The 14220-nt window shown below is 64.4% G+C and carries 15 protein-coding genes and 1 tRNA gene; 11 read left to right on the plus strand and 5 right to left on the minus strand.

Features of this window, described 5'->3' with window-relative positions:
- Positions 1-300 precede the first annotated feature (300 nt).
- From AC56LU_RS14870 to AC56LU_RS14880, 3 genes are all read left to right on the plus strand, one after another.
- Entirely contained in the window at positions 301-1227 is a 927-nt protein-coding gene (locus AC56LU_RS14870; RefSeq protein WP_497176383.1) for a DMT family transporter, read from the plus strand.
- Positions 1224-1919, plus strand: a complete 696-nt coding sequence (locus AC56LU_RS14875) for a nitroreductase (protein ID WP_497176384.1) — start codon at positions 1224-1226, stop codon at positions 1917-1919. Before AC56LU_RS14870 ends, AC56LU_RS14875 begins: the two co-directional genes overlap by 4 nt.
- Before the next feature lie 179 nt (positions 1920-2098).
- Positions 2099-3301 carry a serine hydrolase gene (locus tag AC56LU_RS14880; RefSeq protein ID WP_497176385.1) on the plus strand — a complete coding sequence of 401 codons (1203 nt, stop codon included), beginning with the start codon at positions 2099-2101 and terminating at the stop codon, positions 3299-3301.
- A 5-nt stretch (positions 3302-3306) separates the two neighbouring features.
- Here the strand turns inward: AC56LU_RS14880 and AC56LU_RS14885 are convergent, their stop codons facing one another.
- Positions 3307-4116, minus strand: a complete 810-nt coding sequence (locus AC56LU_RS14885) for an IclR family transcriptional regulator (protein WP_497176386.1) — start codon at positions 4114-4116, stop codon at positions 3307-3309.
- A gap of 133 nt (positions 4117-4249) precedes the next feature.
- Here AC56LU_RS14885 and AC56LU_RS14890 point away from each other — a divergent pair, with 133 nt between their 5' ends.
- The 7 genes from AC56LU_RS14890 to AC56LU_RS14920 all read left to right on the plus strand — a co-directional run bounded on the left by AC56LU_RS14890 (position 4250) and on the right by AC56LU_RS14920 (position 10268).
- Positions 4250-4636: a diacylglycerol kinase gene (locus AC56LU_RS14890; RefSeq protein WP_497176387.1), complete on the plus strand. Its 387-nt coding sequence runs from the start codon at positions 4250-4252 to the stop codon at positions 4634-4636.
- 99 nt (positions 4637-4735) lie between these two features.
- Positions 4736-5374 carry a peroxiredoxin gene (locus AC56LU_RS14895; RefSeq protein WP_497176388.1) on the plus strand — a complete coding sequence of 213 codons (639 nt, stop codon included), beginning with the start codon at positions 4736-4738 and terminating at the stop codon, positions 5372-5374.
- 211 nt (positions 5375-5585) lie between these two features.
- Positions 5586-6359, plus strand: a complete 774-nt coding sequence (locus AC56LU_RS14900; protein WP_497176389.1) for a sulfite exporter TauE/SafE family protein — start codon at positions 5586-5588, stop codon at positions 6357-6359.
- 108 nt (positions 6360-6467) lie between these two features.
- Positions 6468-7340 carry a sulfate ABC transporter permease subunit CysT gene (gene cysT, locus AC56LU_RS14905; protein WP_497176390.1) on the plus strand — a complete coding sequence of 291 codons (873 nt, stop codon included), beginning with the start codon at positions 6468-6470 and terminating at the stop codon, positions 7338-7340.
- Entirely contained in the window at positions 7337-8257 is a 921-nt protein-coding gene (gene cysW / locus AC56LU_RS14910) for a sulfate ABC transporter permease subunit CysW (protein ID WP_497176391.1), read from the plus strand. The genes cysT and cysW overlap by 4 nt, the downstream gene beginning before the upstream one ends.
- Entirely contained in the window at positions 8254-9327 is a 1074-nt protein-coding gene (locus AC56LU_RS14915; protein WP_497176392.1) for a sulfate/molybdate ABC transporter ATP-binding protein, read from the plus strand. The genes cysW and AC56LU_RS14915 overlap by 4 nt, the downstream gene beginning before the upstream one ends.
- Positions 9328-9338: 11 nt before the next feature.
- The gene (locus tag AC56LU_RS14920) at positions 9339-10268 is read left to right on the plus strand and encodes a CysB family HTH-type transcriptional regulator (RefSeq protein WP_497176393.1); all 930 of its coding nucleotides are present in this window, start codon (positions 9339-9341) and stop codon (positions 10266-10268) included.
- Between the two features lie 303 nt (positions 10269-10571).
- On the opposite strand, the gene AC56LU_RS14925 is transcribed toward AC56LU_RS14920, so the two are convergent.
- The 4 genes from AC56LU_RS14925 to AC56LU_RS14940 all read right to left on the minus strand — a co-directional run bounded on the left by AC56LU_RS14925 (position 10572) and on the right by AC56LU_RS14940 (position 13894).
- Positions 10572-11609 carry a quinone-dependent dihydroorotate dehydrogenase gene (locus tag AC56LU_RS14925; RefSeq protein WP_497176394.1) on the minus strand — a complete coding sequence of 346 codons (1038 nt, stop codon included), beginning with the start codon at positions 11607-11609 and terminating at the stop codon, positions 10572-10574.
- A 67-nt stretch (positions 11610-11676) separates the two neighbouring features.
- Positions 11677-12405 carry an arginyltransferase gene (locus AC56LU_RS14930; RefSeq protein WP_497176395.1) on the minus strand — a complete coding sequence of 243 codons (729 nt, stop codon included), beginning with the start codon at positions 12403-12405 and terminating at the stop codon, positions 11677-11679.
- Positions 12406-12532: 127 nt separating this feature from the next.
- Positions 12533-13297 carry a leucyl/phenylalanyl-tRNA--protein transferase gene (gene aat, locus AC56LU_RS14935; RefSeq protein WP_497176396.1) on the minus strand — a complete coding sequence of 255 codons (765 nt, stop codon included), beginning with the start codon at positions 13295-13297 and terminating at the stop codon, positions 12533-12535.
- 15 nt (positions 13298-13312) lie between these two features.
- Complete coding sequence (locus AC56LU_RS14940) at positions 13313-13894, minus strand: NUDIX hydrolase (protein WP_497176397.1); 582 nt, start codon at positions 13892-13894, stop codon at positions 13313-13315.
- Positions 13895-14066: 172 nt separating this feature from the next.
- Between AC56LU_RS14940 and AC56LU_RS14945 the strand changes: the two genes are divergently transcribed.
- Positions 14067-14143 (plus strand) — tRNA-Met (locus tag AC56LU_RS14945).
- The last annotated feature ends 77 nt before the right edge of the window (positions 14144-14220 follow it).

Below are 14220 nucleotides of genomic sequence, written 5' to 3' on the forward strand. Positions count from 1 at the left end.
GGACCGGTGAGGCAGGTTTTCCGTTTGTTTTGAACGAAACTGTTTTTCTTGTGCACCGCAACAAATCCAATTTTCAATCAAGTTTGAGGCCGAGTCAAGCGAATTTGATGCGATGCACCATGATCTTGTGCATAAATTTCTTGAATGCATTGATTGCAAGAGAATTCAATCGTTTTTGTTTGATTTATCGCAACAAATGGTGGAATTGCTGACCGCCCAAGGGAGCTGCACCGGCGTGCTAGACTGATGGTTTGTCCTTTCGCCAAGCCATCCACACCGCTGCACCGCGGCGTCTCTTTCATGTCTTCCTGTACCCCCTCCAGCTCCCGTTCCATCCCGGCCGCTTCCTGGCTCTCGCCCGTGCCGCTGCTGTTCGTGTTCCTGTGGAGCACCGGCTTCATCGTCGCCAAGCTCGGCCTGCCCTATGCGCCGCCGCTGACCTTCGTGATCCTGCGCTGCCTGGGCGTGCTGGCCGTGCTGCTGCCGGTCGTGTTCCTGCTGCGCGCGCCCTGGCCGCGCGGCCAGGTCCTGCATGTGGCGGTCGCCGGACTGCTGCTGCAGGCCGGCTACCTCGGCGGCGTATGGACCGCGATCAAGCTTGGCATGCCTGCCGGGCTCACCGCACTGATCGTCGGCATGCAGCCGATCCTCACCGCCGCAGCCGCGCCCCTGATCGGTGAGCGGGTGCGCCTGCACCAGTGGCTCGGGTTCGCACTCGGCCTGTCCGGCGTGGTGCTGGTGGTCTACAGCAAGCTGCACCTGGCCGGGCTCACGGCGGCTGGCGTGCTCCTGTGCGTGTTCGCGCTGCTGTGCATCACGGCCGGCACCATGTACCAGCGGCGCTGGTGCCCGGGCTTCGACCTGCGTACCGGCACCGTGATCCAGTTCGCCGCCACCGTCGCCGCGCTGCTGCCGCTAGCCATCGTGCTCGAAGACCTGGACCCGGGATTTTCCAGGGTTACCTGGAGCCTTGACTTCATCGCGGCCTGGCTGTGGTCGATCTTTGCGCTGTCGATCGGCGCGATCTTCCTGCTGTTTACGCTGATCCGGCGCAGCCGCGCCACCGAAGTGAGCAGCCTGCTGTACCTGACGCCGCCGACCACCGCCATCATGGCCTGGCTGATGTTCGGCGAGTCGTTCAGCCCCCTGGCACTGGCCGGCATGCTGGTTGCCGTGCTGGGTGTCGCATTCGTCGTCAAGAAACCCCCGCACAAGGAGACCCCATGATTACCAGCCCCCAGCAGGAAGCCGTCGACGCGGCCATCACCTCGCGCCGTTCGATCCGCGCCTTCCTGGACAAGCCGGTCGAGCGCGCCGACATCGAGCGCATCCTCGAGGTGGCCGCGCGCGCGCCGTCCGGCACCAACACCCAGCCATGGCGTGTCTACGTATTGACCGGGCAGGCGCGCCGCGCGCTGAGCGAGGCGATTCTGGCGGTGAACGCGGATCCGGAGGGGGCGCGCCAACATGCCGAGGAATACGCCTATTACCCGCGCGAGTGGATCTCGCCCTATGTCGACCGGCGCCGCAAGGTGGGCTGGGACCTGTATACGCTGCTGGGGCTCACGCGCGACAACAAGGCCGGCATGGCGGCCCAGCATGCGCGCAACTACCGCTTCTTCGACGCGCCGGTCGGCCTGATCTTCACCATCGACCGCATCATGGAGCAGGGCTCCTGGTTGGACTACGGCATGTTCCTGCAAAATATCATGGTCGCCGCACGCGGCCGCGGCCTCGACACCTGTCCGCAGGCGGCCTTCACACAGTATCACCGCGTGATTGCGCGCCAACTCGGGTTGCCGGAAAATGAAATGGTGGTGTGCGGCATGGCGCTCGGCTGGGCCGACCCGGGAAAAATCGAGAATTCGCTGGTGACCGAGCGCGAGCAGGTCGGACACTTCGCCCGCTTCATGGAATAAACTCCCGGCGCCAGGCAAGCCCAGGCGCTCGCGTAAATACTTGATTGCTAAGGACTGTTGGATTCTTGATGTTGCCGCACGGAATTTCGATTATCGCTTGCGGTCAGACGTCGTTCCGCTAAACTGGATTGCGCATCTCATCGGTTTTGCGTCATCAGTGTTGCGTCGAAGGGTTTCAGATGTTCAAACTTGCATTGGCCGCTATCGTTTCGCTGCTGTTTGCGGTCCAGTCCGTCCACGCGTCTGGCGCGGGCGCCGGTGCCGGTGCCGGCGCCGGTGCCGCCGCGGAGTCCAAGTCCAAGTCCAAGGCCAGCAAGAAGAAGGTCGTCAAGAAAAAGCGCGCGGTGAAGCGCAAGGCCGTGCGCGGCAAACGCAAGGACCTGGCCCAGGTCATCGCCGATGACAACCGCCAACGCATGGTTCGTCGCGTGGAGATGGTGCGCGGCAAGCGCAAGGTCACTTACCGGCTGGTGCGCCGTGCCGCCGGTAGCGCGGTCGCGGTCGATCCGCGCACCGTCGGCGACGCCGCCGGCCTGCGCCGTACCACCGATCCGCTGTCGCTGCGCTCGAACGTCGCCTTCGTGCTCGACCAGAACAGTTCGGAAGTCCTGTTCGAAAAAAACGCCGGCATTGCCCTCCCGATCGCCTCGATCACCAAGCTCATGACCGGCCTGGTCGTGCTGAAGGCCGGGCAAGATCTCGACGACATGCTACGAATTACCGACGCCGATGTCGACCGCCACAAGTATTCCAGCTCACGCCTGCCGGTGGGCACGCGCATGACGCGCCGCGAACTGCTGCACATTGCCCTGATGAGCTCGGAAAACCGCGCTGCCTCCGCGCTCGGCCGCAACTATCCGGGCGGCATCGACGCCTTCGTGGCCGCGATGAACGCCAAGGCACGTGAACTGGGCATGAAGGATACCCACTTCGTCGATTCGAGCGGCTTGTCGAGCCGCAACGTGTCGAGCGCGCGCGATCTGGCGCGGCTGGTGACCACCGCCTACCAGGAACCGCTGCTGCGCGAGTATTCCACCACGCCGAACTCGGTCGTCAAGGCCAGCGGCCGGCCAATGCGTTATGCGAACACCAATTACCTGGTGGCCTTGCCCGATTGGAATATCGGCCTGCAGAAGACCGGCTTCATCAACGAAGCGGGGCGCTGCCTGGTGATGCAGGCGGCGATCCACGGCCGCAACGTGATCATGGTGTTCCTGGATTCGAAAGGGAAGATGTCACGCACCGCTGATGCCGGCCGGGTGCGCCGCTTCCTCGAAGCGCTGGCGCCGGGCAAGCTCGATGTGCTGACGCCGGGGACCCTGGGCAACACCGATACACCGATCATGAGCAGCGCCACGGCGGCGGCGCCGACGCTGCACTGACCGGATCAGATTGCTGGAGCAGGGCGGTAGCCCAAGGTGGATGAGATGCTCGACGCCGTCTGCACCAGGTCATCCAGCCATTCTTCCTGCAGGCGGTCGGCCGGGGCCGAGATCGACAGGCCGGCCACCAGCTTGCCGCTGTCGTCGAAAATGCCGGCGGCCATGCAGCGCACGCCCAGCTCCAGTTCCTCGTTGTCGCGCGCATAGCCGCGCGCCCGCACCAGGCTCAATTCGCGCTCGAAGCGCGCCAGGTCGGTAATCGAATTCTTGTTGTGGCCCGCCAGGCCGGTGCGCGTTGCATAGGCGCGGATGGTCTTGGCGTCGTCGATCGACAGGAACAGCTTGCCGGTCGAGGTCAGGTGCAGCGGCGCCCGGCCGCCGATCGCGCGCACCACCTGCATGCCGGAGCGTTCGGAATAGGCGCGGTCGATGTAGACGATCTCGTCGCCCTGGCGCACCGACAGGTTGACGGTCTGCTGGGTTTTCTTGTGCAGGGCGCGCATGAAGTCGAGCGCCGCTTCACGCACCGACAAGCGGCTTTTCACCACGTTGCCCAGTTCCAGCAGGCGCATGCCGAGGCGATAGGTGCCCGGCTCGACCCGGTCGACGAAGCGCGTGACCACCATGTCGTTCAGGATGCGGTGCGCGGTCGACGGATGTAGGCCGGAAACTTTCGACAATTCCTTCAGGCTCACCGGATCGGAATAGGTGGCCAGTGCATCGAGCAGCGCCACCATGCGTTCGATCACCTGGATCGAGGTCTTGCCCGATGCCGGGGATGCCTGTGTGTCCAACAAAGGGTTTTCCATTTTCATGATGTGCTTGGTGCAGTGCAGTATTGGTCCTTTATACCATGATGTGAAACGCAGATGCAAACCGATGGGCTGTAGTGTGCAAGCGGAAGCCGGCACGGCATAATGACACGCCTGCAATCAATTCTTTGAGCCAATGGAACAACCGATCAGCGAGTTCAAGACCAAGCGCGGCATCGCCCGCATCCTCGCAGCCTGCCGCAATACCGGGGATGGCCTGGCCTGGGCCTGGCGCAGCGAGGCTGCGTTCCGCCAGGAAGTCGTCGTGATTGCCATTGCCGCCGTGGTGGCGCTGCTGCTTCCGGTGTCGGGCTTTCAGAAGCTGGTCCTGATCGGGGTGCTGGTCCTGGTGCTGATCGTCGAGATCATCAACTCCGCCATGGAAGCGATCGTCGACCGCATTTCGCTCGAGCGCCACCCGCTCTCGAAGGTGGCGAAGGACATGGGGAGCGCGGCGGTTGCCCTGACCCTGCTGCTGGCGACGGCCACCTGGGCGGTCGTGCTGTACAGCCGTTTTTTTTAGCAGCATTGCGGAACAAGCAAATAACAAACCTGTCGTTTGACTAATGGCCGAGTCCACGTAGACTAGGCTACCGTAGTCCAATCACATGGAGAAATGACGATGAGCTTACGCCTCGGCGATACCGCCCCCGATTTCGAGCAGGATTCCAGCATCGGCAAGATCCGCTTCCACGAATGGGCGGGCGATTCCTGGGTAGTGCTGTTCTCGCACCCGGCCGACTTCACGCCGGTCTGCACGACCGAGCTGGGCCTGACCGCGAAGCTGAAGCCGGAATTCGACAAGCGCAACGTCAAGGCGATCGCACTGTCGGTCGACCCGGCCGAGCAGCACCGCGCCTGGATCAAGGACATCGAAGAAACCCAGCAAACCGTGGTCGGCTTCCCGATCATCGCCGATGCCGACAAGTCGGTCTCGAGCCTGTACGACATGATCCACCCGGAGGCCTCGGCCACCGCCACCGTGCGCTCGCTGTTCGTGATCGACCCGGCCAAGAAAGTGCGCCTGATGATCACCTACCCGATGAGCACCGGCCGCAACTTCGACGAAGTACTGCGCGTGATCGACGCCCTGCAGCTGACCGACGGCTACACCGTGGCCACCCCGGGCAACTGGAAGGATGGCGACGACGTCATCATCCCGCTGACCGTGCAGGATCCGGCCGTCATCGAGCAGAAGTATCCAAAGGGTTATACCTCGCCACGGCCTTACCTGCGCCTGACGCCGCAGCCCAACAAGTAAGTTGTGTTTCGTGGGATGGACGGCTTCGCCGTCCGCGCGTACACATCACGTGTGCATGACATGCGCCGGTGTTCTTCATGAACTGTTTGAACGCGCGTGCGGCAAAGCCGCACACCCTACCAACCCATCCGTCGCATAAGCAAATAAGAAACCTGTTGTTTGCGTAACTGCCGAGTCCCCTTACGCTGTGGCTTAACGTAAGGGTCCAGGCATGTCGACGACATACATCATCGCGGGTTTCGCAGTAGGGCTACTGGTCGGCATGACCGGCGTGGGCGGCGGTTCGCTCATGACGCCGCTGCTGACGCTGCTGTTCGGCGTGTCGCCGGCGGTCGCCGTCGGCACCGACCTGGCCTTCGCGTCCATCACCAAGGGCGTCGGCACCATCACCCACCGCTTCAACCGCACTGTCCAGTGGCAAATCGTCGGCCACCTGTGCCTGGGCGCCTTGCCGGCCGCGCTGGTGGCAACGCTGGCGCTCAAGCATTTCGGCGGGCTCGACGCACAGATCGGGGAGCTCATCCGTTATTCGATCGCCGGCTCCGTGATGCTGACCGTGGTGGCGCTGCTGTTCCGTGCCCGCATGCTGGCCTGGGTCAGTGCGAAGCCCGGACGCCAGCTGCAGGGCAGGGCGCTCATGGTCGCCACCGTCGTCTCGGGTGCGGTGCTGGGCATGCTCGTCACCGTCTCGTCGATCGGCGCCGGCGCAATCGGCGCCACGCTGCTGGTCATGCTGTATCCACGCCTGAGCCCGGCCGAGGTGGCTGGCACCGACATCGCCTATGCCGTGCCGCTGACCGCGATCGCCGCCGTCGGCCACTGGTGGCTGGGCTCGATCGACTGGATGCTGCTGCTGACCCTGCTCGTGGGCTCGGTACCGGGCATTACGCTGGGCGCGATGGCCGCCCGCAAGGTGCCGGAACGCTTCCTCCGCGCATTGTTGGCGACCACGCTGACCGGGGTGGCGGCCAAGCTCGTTTTCTGATTCGTAATAGCTGTTTCCGTCTATGCAAATGAGAAAAGCTTCGTTTGTAATATAAGGGCTGCATGCGATTATGGTAGCCCGTTAGAAGAATTTGTAATAAGGGCTTCCATGACCTCCCTCGTGCAAACGCACAGCGCGCCGCGCAGTTCGCCACGCAGATCGCCGGGCCGCGTGATCCCCGGCTTCGGCATCTCGCTCGGCTTCACGATTTTCTACCTCGCCCTGATCGTGCTGATCCCGCTGTCGGCGGTCTTCCTGAACACCTTCACCATGAGCTGGGAGGCGTTCTGGAGCGCGGTCACCTCCGAGCGCGTGATGGCGTCCTACCGCCTCACCTTCGGCGCCTCGCTGCTGGCCGCCTTCATCAACGTCATCTTCGGCGGCATCGTGGCCTGGGTGCTGGTGCGCTACACCTTCCCCGGCAAGCGCATCATCGACGCCCTGGTCGACCTGCCGTTCGCGCTGCCCACCGCAGTGGCCGGCATCACGCTGACCGCGCTGTACTCGCACAACGGCCTGATCGGCGAACAGCTGGCCAGGTTCGGCATCAAGGTGGCCTTCACCCCGCTCGGCGTGCTGGTGGCGCTGACCTTCATCGGCCTGCCCTTCGTGGTGCGCACGGTGCAGCCGGTGCTCGAAGAAGCCGAGCGCGAGCTCGAAGAGGCCGCCGCCAGCCTGGGCGCCTCGCCGCTGCAGACCTTCTGGCGCGTGGTGCTGCCGACGGTGACGCCGGCGCTGCTGACCGGCTTCGCGCTGGCCTTCGCGCGCGCCACCGGCGAATACGGCTCTGTGATCTTCATCGCCGGTAACCTGCCGATGGTTTCCGAGATCACGCCGCTGTTCATCATCACCAAACTCGAGCAGTACGACTACGCGGGCGCCACGGCGATCGCGGTGGTGATGCTGATCATCTCGTTCATCCTGCTGCTGACGATTAACCTGCTGCAGGCCTGGACGCGCAAACGGGCAGGTAAAAAATGAGCGCAGTCCTCGACAACGTCAGTACTGCGCCGAAGAAGGCCGCACCGGTGCGCCGATCAGCAAATAACGTGCTCGAACCGGACTGGGTGCGTTATCTGCTCATCGCCGTGGCGCTGGCCTTCCTGACCCTGTTCCTGTTCGTGCCGCTGGCCGCCGTGTTCACCGAAGCACTCAAGCGCGGCTGGGGCACCTACCTCGAATCGATCACCGACCCGGATGCGGTCTCCGCCATCAAGCTGACGCTGATCGCGGCCGGCATCTCGGTGCCGCTGAACCTGGTGTTCGGCGTGGCCGCGGCCTGGGCCATCGCCAAGTTCGAGTTCCGCGGCAAGAGCTTCCTGCTGACCCTGATCGACCTGCCGTTCTCGGTGTCGCCGGTGATCGCCGGCCTGATCTACGTGCTGCTGTTCGGCGCCCAGGGCTGGTTCGGCGAATGGCTGATGGAGCACGACATCAAGATCCTGTTCGCGGTGCCGGGCATCGTGCTGGCAACCATCTTCATCACCTTCCCGTTCGTGGCACGCGAACTGATCCCGCTGATGCAGCAGCAGGGTACCGAAGAAGAAGAAGCCGCGCTGGTGCTGGGCGCCTCCGGCTGGTCGACCTTCTGGCGCGTGACGATCCCGAACATCAAGTGGGGCCTGCTGTATGGCGTCATCCTGTGCAACGCCCGGGCGATGGGCGAGTTCGGCGCGGTGTCGGTGGTGTCGGGCCACATCCGCGGCGAGACCAACACCATGCCGCTGCAGGTCGAGATCCTCTACAACGAATACAACTTCACGGCCGCCTTCGCGATCGCATCGCTGCTGGCGCTGCTCGCCCTGGTCACCCTGGCGGTGAAGAGTTTCATCGAATGGCGCCTGCACGAGGCACGCAAGGCAAGCACCGACGAACGCATCATGGAGCACACAGCATGACCATCGAAGTCCAGCACATCCATAAACAGTTCGGCCAGTTCACCGCGCTCGACGACGTGTCGCTGCAGTTCCCGGACGGCCAGCTGACCGCCTTGCTCGGCCCTTCGGGCTGCGGCAAGACGACCCTGTTGCGCGTCATCGCCGGCCTCGAGCATCCCGATTCGGGCGCCGTGCTGCTCGACGGCCAGGATGCCTCGCACCGCCACGTGCGCGAGCGCCAGGTCGGCTTTGTGTTCCAGCACTACGCACTGTTCAAGCACATGACCGTATTCGAGAACGTCGCCTTCGGCCTGCGCGTCAAGCCGCGCAAGGAGCGCCCGTCCGAACAGCAGATTCGCGACAAGGTGCGCCAGCTGCTCGAACTCGTGCAGCTCGACTGGATCGCCGACCGCTATCCGCCGCAGCTCTCCGGCGGCCAGCGCCAGCGCATCGCCCTGGCGCGCGCGCTGGCCGTGGAGCCGCGCGTGCTGCTGCTCGACGAACCTTTCGGCGCGCTGGATGCCAAGGTGCGCAAGGAGCTGCGCCGCTGGCTGCGCCGCCTGCACGACGACCTGCACGTGACCTCGATTTTCGTCACCCACGACCAGGAAGAAGCGCTCGAAGTGGCGGACCAGGTGGTCCTGATGAACAAGGGCCGCATCGAGCAGCTTGGTTCTCCTGGCGATGTGTACAACAAGCCGGCGTCGCCGTTCGTGTACGGATTCCTCGGCAACGTCAACCTGTTCCACGGCCGCGTGCACGAAGGCGTGCTGGCCAGCGGCGAAGCACAGTTCAAGACGCCGGAACATGCCGGCATCCGGAACGGCGAAGGCATCGGCTACGTGCGTCCGCACGACCTCGACGTCGAGCGCTACACGCCCGGCGCCGAAGGTGTGGTGGCGAAGCTGCGCCGCGCGCATGCGATCGGCCCGCTGGCCCAGCTCGACCTGGAGCGCGCCGACAACCAGCAGCTGATCGAAGCGGTGATGCCGAACGAACTGTTCGCGCGCCACGGCTTCCGCGAGGGCGACACGCTGGTGGTCAAGCCGCGCCGCATCGAAGTCTTCGTCGATGCCGGCGACGGAATCTGAAAGGCGGGCATATGAACTTCCAGCAGCTGCGTTCCGTGCGCGAGGCCGCACGCCGCGACTTCAACCTGACCGACGTCGCCAATGCGCTGTTCACCTCGCAGCCCGGCGTGTCGCGCCAGATCCGCGAACTCGAAGACGAACTCGGGGTCGTGATCTTCGAGCGCAATGGCAAGCGCCTGACCGGCCTGACGCCGCCGGGCAAGGGCATCCTCAAGATCGTCGAGAAGCTGCTGGTCGAGGCCGAGAACCTCCAGCAGGCCAGCGCCGAGTTCGCGGCCCAGGACAGCGGCACGCTCACCGTGGCGGTCACCCACACCCAGGCCCGTTATGCGCTGCCGCAGGTAGTGCAGTCGTTCCGCAACGCCTTCCCGGGCGTGCGCATCGCCCTGCAGCAGAGCGCGCCGGAGCACATCGCCGAATGGGTCCTGTCGGGCAAGGCCGACATCGGCATCGCCACCGAGGGCCTGTCGGCCTTCCCCGACCTGGTGTCCTTCCCGTGCTACCGCTGGAGCCACCTGGTCGTGGCGCCGGAAGGGCACCCGATCTTCTCGAGCGGGCAGCCGCTGAAGCTCGAAGACCTGGCCGAGCACCCTTTGATCACCTACGACGTCGGCTTCACCGGCCGCAGTCACATCGACGCGGCTTTCGTGGAAGCGGGGCTGGCCCCGGACATCGTGCTTACCGCGATGGACTCGGACGTCATCAAGCAGTATGTGTCGCTGGGGATGGGCGTGGGAATCGTGGCCTCGATGGCCTTCGACCATGGCCGCGACAAGGGCATGCGCGCGATCGAGGCCTCGCACCTGTTCGCGCCCAACGTCACGCGCCTCGCCGTGCGCAAGGGCTCCTACCTGCGTACGTATGCGTACCACTTCATCGAGCGCTTTGCGCAGGGGTATACGCGCTCGGATATCGAGAAGGCGTTGCAGGCGGTGGAGTGATCGAGTGGCGCTGACCGAGCGCGTTCATGGCGGCGCTTGCGGAATTCGTAGGGTGGGCGGCTCCGCCCTGCAAGATGCGTAGCCTGCGCCGTGAGCGCCGCCCACGCGTTTAGCCGGTGCACGAATAGCCAGTCCGTCTGTTCTAGCGGGAGTTGAACGCGTGGGCGGCACGCAACGCGCGTATGCGGACAGTTTCAGGTAGAGCCGCCCACCCTACGATTGGTAGCGCACTGAGCTGGAGAACAGAGCTTCGACACCATCAGCTCAGCCTGCCCCAGCCGACGGCGTTCCATGTGCTCTCCTTCAGCGGCGCAGTGCCGCCGCGCAATCGCGGATCAGCGCCGGGCCGGCATAGATGAAGCCGGTGTAGAGCTGCACCAGCTGGGCGCCGGCGGCGATCTTGGCGCGCGCATCCTCGCCACGCATGATGCCGCCCACGCCGATGATCGGCAGTGCGTCGCCCAGTTCGGCCTTCAACAGGCGGATCACCGTGTTCGACAGCTCGAACACCGGCGCGCCCGACAGGCCGCCGGCTTCCTCGCCATGCTGCATGCCCTGCACCGCGCTTCGGCTGAGCGTGGTGTTGGTGGCGATCACGCCGTCGATCTTGTGGCGCAGCAGGGCGCCGGCGATGTTGCGCACCTGGTCGCCATCGATGTCCGGCGCGATCTTCAGCGCCACCGGCACGTAGCGCTTGTGCTGGTCGGCCAGCCGGAGCTGTTCTTCTTTCAGCTGCGCCAGCAGGGAATCCAGTTCCGATTCGCCCTGCAGCTGGCGCAGGTTCTTGGTGTTCGGCGACGAGATGTTGACCGTCACGTAGCTGGCGTACGGGTAGACCTTGCGCAGGCAGTGCAAGTAGTCGTCGGCGGCGCGCTCGATCGGCGTGTCGGCATTCTTGCCGATGTTCAGGCCGAGCACGCCCTGCTTGTCCTGGTAGAACCGCGAGGCCTGCACGTTGGCCACGAAGGCATCCACGCCGCCGTTGTTGAAGCCCATGCGGTTGATGATGCCCTGGGCCTGCGTCAGGCGGAAGATGCGCGGCTTCGGGTTGCCGCCCTGGGCGCGCGGGGTGACGGTGCCGATCTCGATCGAGCCGAAGCCGAGCGAGGCCAGGCCGTCGATGTAGGCGCCATCCTTGTCGAGGCCGGCGGCCAGGCCGACCGGGTTCGGGAAGCGGATGCCCATGACCGTGCGCGGGTCCGGCGCCGGCCGGCTGGCGAGCCTGGTGAGACCGAGTGCGGCGGCGCGGCGCAGCAGCGGCAGGGCCAGGTTGTGGGCTTGTTCGGCGTCGAGCGAGAACAGCAATGGGCGGGCGAGGGAGTACAGGAGCTTGTCGGACATGGGGGACTCGAAGTAATGACTCCCGCCATTTTACAGCGCCGTGAGAGCACGGCGACCGTTGGCGGCCTCAGCGCTCCAGTATGCTCCACACGCCCTTGATGCGCGCTTCCAGCGGACGGAAGTTGATCTTGTAGGCCATCTTGGGGCTTTGTTCGATCCAGTAGCCGAGGTAGACGTATTGAAGGCCGAGCTCGCGCGCCTGGTTTACCTGCCACATCACGTTGTAGGTGCCGAAGGATGCGCCCGGCAGGTCCGGGTCGAAGAAGGTATACACCGAGGACAGGCCGTCGGACAGTACGTCGATGATGGATACCATGCGCAGCTGGCCGTCGGGTTCGCGGAATTCGACCAGGCGGGTGTTCACGCGGCTCTGCAGCAGGAACTGGGCGTACTGGTCGCGGCTGTCCTGGTCCATGCCGCCGCCGACGTGGCGGGTGGTCTGGTAGCGCAGGTAGAGTGCGTAGTGCTCGTCGGAAAAGGCGAGGTTGGCCACCATCGCCACCAGGTCGCCATGGCGTTTCCAGGCGCGGCGCTGGGTACGGCTGGGCACGAAGTCTTCGCACTTCACCCGCACCGGGATGCAGGCCTGGCAGCCGTCGCAGTAGGGACGGTAGGTGAAGATGCCGCTGCGGCGAAAGCCATTGCGCACCAGCTCGGAATACACGTCGGCGTTGATCAGGTGCGAAGGCGTCGCCACCTGGGAGCGGGCCTGGCGCGCGTCGAGATAACTGCAGGGATAGGGCGCCGTCGTGTAGAACTGCAGGGTGGCGAAGGGCAGGTCATTTAGGTGCGTCATGCAAAAGCCTCGAGACGACGTGATGAACCTATTTTAACGAAATCGCGGCATTGCCACTGTTAGCCAATCAACGGTGCCGCGAGCGCCCGACAAAACCTTCATGGCTGCGTTGCATCGTCTCGCCGTACTAGCGTACTGTCTTCGACGCTGCGCCTTGCCCTGAAGGCTTTGTCAGACGCTCGGGTGATACCACTTCCCAGCGGGTGATGGCCGGCTCGCGGATGGCCTCGCGCAGGTGCGCCAGGAAGGCGCTGCGCGGAATCGGCGCGGCGCCCAGCGAGGCCAGGTGGCCGGTCTCCTGCTGGCAATCCACCATCTGCACGCCCTGGCTGCGCAGGAAGGCGACCAGGTAGGCCAGCGCCACCTTGGACGCGTCCGTCACCCGTGCGAACATCGACTCGCCATAGAACATGCGGCCGATGCAGACGCCATAGGCGCCGCCGACCAGCTCGCCCTCGTGCCAGACCTCGGATGAGTGCGCATAGCCCATTGCGTGCAGGCCGGTGTAGCCGTCGATGATGTCCTCGGAGATCCAGGTGCCCGGCCCGTCCCTGCGCGGCGCGGCGCAGGCCCGCATCACCTCTTCGAAGGCGCTGTCGAAGCGCACCTGCCATGGGCCGCCTTCGCGACGGCTCCTTTCGATCCGCTTCAAGGTCTTCTTCAGGCTGTCGCTGACCTTGAAATGTTCGGTGCGCAGCACCATGCGCGGGTCGGTACTCCACCACAGGATCGGCTGGCCTTCCGAGAACCAGGGAAAGATGCCGTTCTGGTAGGCCAGCAGCAGGCGCTGCGGCGACAGGTCGGCCCCGGCCGCGAGCAGGCCCGGCGCGTCGATCGTCAGCGCGTCGGAGACGTCGGGGAACGGCGAAGTCGGCTCGAGCCAGGGAATCATGGCGGCTTCTACGGATCAGTCGGGTTCGCGGGGCGCCAGCATCGGGCGCACGATGTCCCGGCTATGGAAACCGTAGCTGCCGCCCTCGCGCACTTTGACGCGGTCGGCAAAGAAGAGTTCCAGCGTGGTGCGCACGGTCGGGAAGGCCAGGTCGTCCCAGGGGATCTCGTCCTGCTTGAACAGCTCCACCTCGAGGCTTTCTTCTCCCGGCGCGAAGTCCAGCTTGCGCAGGCGCGCCAGGTAGAACAGATGCACCTGGTGCACGTGGGCCACGTTGAGCAGGGTGAACAGCTTCCCGAGCTCGACATCGGCGCCGGCTTCCTCCTCGGTTTCGCGCACGGCGGCCTGCTCGGTGGTTTCCTCGTTTTCCATAAAGCCGGCCGGCAAGGTCCAGTAGCCATAGCGTGGTTCGATTGCGCGCTTGCAAAGCAGTATCTGCAGTGTGCCGTCCTGTTCCCAGACGGGGATCGAGCCGATGACCAGCTTGGGATTCTGATAATGGATGGTGTGGCAGTGCGGACAGACGTAGCGCGGCCGGTTGTCGCCTTCGGGAATCGCCAGGGCGACGGGGTGGGCGCACTCGGAACAGAATTTCATAGGTCAGCGGCAGGTTGAGTTGCTTGTTACTTTACACTGATTTTCCGGTCTCTGGCCGTCGCCGGCGCGCGCCGGTGTGAGCAATGCCGAGCCATACCATTCTGCAATTGCACACGGCGAGAGGATTGGATTTGCCTAAAAGACCGTTGCAGCGTATAATTCATTTCACAGACGCGGGGTGGAGCAGTCTGGCAGCTCGTCGGGCTCATAACCCGAAGGTCACAGGTTCAAATCCTGTCCCCGCAACCAGAATTCAAGGCCGTTGATACGTACGTATCAACGGCTTTTTCGTTTTTATCGTCATTCTGGCGCCCGCACGACCCAGC

The sequence above is a fragment of the Telluria sp. PB2R4 genome, from assembly GCF_059685695.1.

What these genes read in the sequence shown, in the direction of transcription:
- AC56LU_RS14870 (WP_497176383.1), top strand. Translation starts at nt 301, where the DNA reads ATGTCTTCCTGTACCCCCTCCAGCTCCCGTTCCATCCCGGCCGCTTCC.
- AC56LU_RS14875 (WP_497176384.1), top strand. Translation starts at nt 1,224, where the DNA reads ATGATTACCAGCCCCCAGCAGGAAGCCGTCGACGCGGCCATCACCTCG.
- AC56LU_RS14880 (WP_497176385.1), top strand. Translation starts at nt 2,099, where the DNA reads ATGTTCAAACTTGCATTGGCCGCTATCGTTTCGCTGCTGTTTGCGGTC.
- AC56LU_RS14885 (WP_497176386.1), bottom strand. Translation starts at nt 4,116, where the DNA reads ATGAAAATGGAAAACCCTTTGTTGGACACACAGGCATCCCCGGCATCG.
- AC56LU_RS14890 (WP_497176387.1), top strand. Translation starts at nt 4,250, where the DNA reads ATGGAACAACCGATCAGCGAGTTCAAGACCAAGCGCGGCATCGCCCGC.
- AC56LU_RS14895 (WP_497176388.1), top strand. Translation starts at nt 4,736, where the DNA reads ATGAGCTTACGCCTCGGCGATACCGCCCCCGATTTCGAGCAGGATTCC.
- AC56LU_RS14900 (WP_497176389.1), top strand. Translation starts at nt 5,586, where the DNA reads ATGTCGACGACATACATCATCGCGGGTTTCGCAGTAGGGCTACTGGTC.
- cysT (WP_497176390.1), top strand. Translation starts at nt 6,468, where the DNA reads ATGACCTCCCTCGTGCAAACGCACAGCGCGCCGCGCAGTTCGCCACGC.
- cysW (WP_497176391.1), top strand. Translation starts at nt 7,337, where the DNA reads ATGAGCGCAGTCCTCGACAACGTCAGTACTGCGCCGAAGAAGGCCGCA.
- AC56LU_RS14915 (WP_497176392.1), top strand. Translation starts at nt 8,254, where the DNA reads ATGACCATCGAAGTCCAGCACATCCATAAACAGTTCGGCCAGTTCACC.
- AC56LU_RS14920 (WP_497176393.1), top strand. Translation starts at nt 9,339, where the DNA reads ATGAACTTCCAGCAGCTGCGTTCCGTGCGCGAGGCCGCACGCCGCGAC.
- AC56LU_RS14925 (WP_497176394.1), bottom strand. Translation starts at nt 11,609, where the DNA reads ATGTCCGACAAGCTCCTGTACTCCCTCGCCCGCCCATTGCTGTTCTCG.
- AC56LU_RS14930 (WP_497176395.1), bottom strand. Translation starts at nt 12,405, where the DNA reads ATGACGCACCTAAATGACCTGCCCTTCGCCACCCTGCAGTTCTACACG.
- aat (WP_497176396.1), bottom strand. Translation starts at nt 13,297, where the DNA reads ATGATTCCCTGGCTCGAGCCGACTTCGCCGTTCCCCGACGTCTCCGAC.
- AC56LU_RS14940 (WP_497176397.1), bottom strand. Translation starts at nt 13,894, where the DNA reads ATGAAATTCTGTTCCGAGTGCGCCCACCCCGTCGCCCTGGCGATTCCC.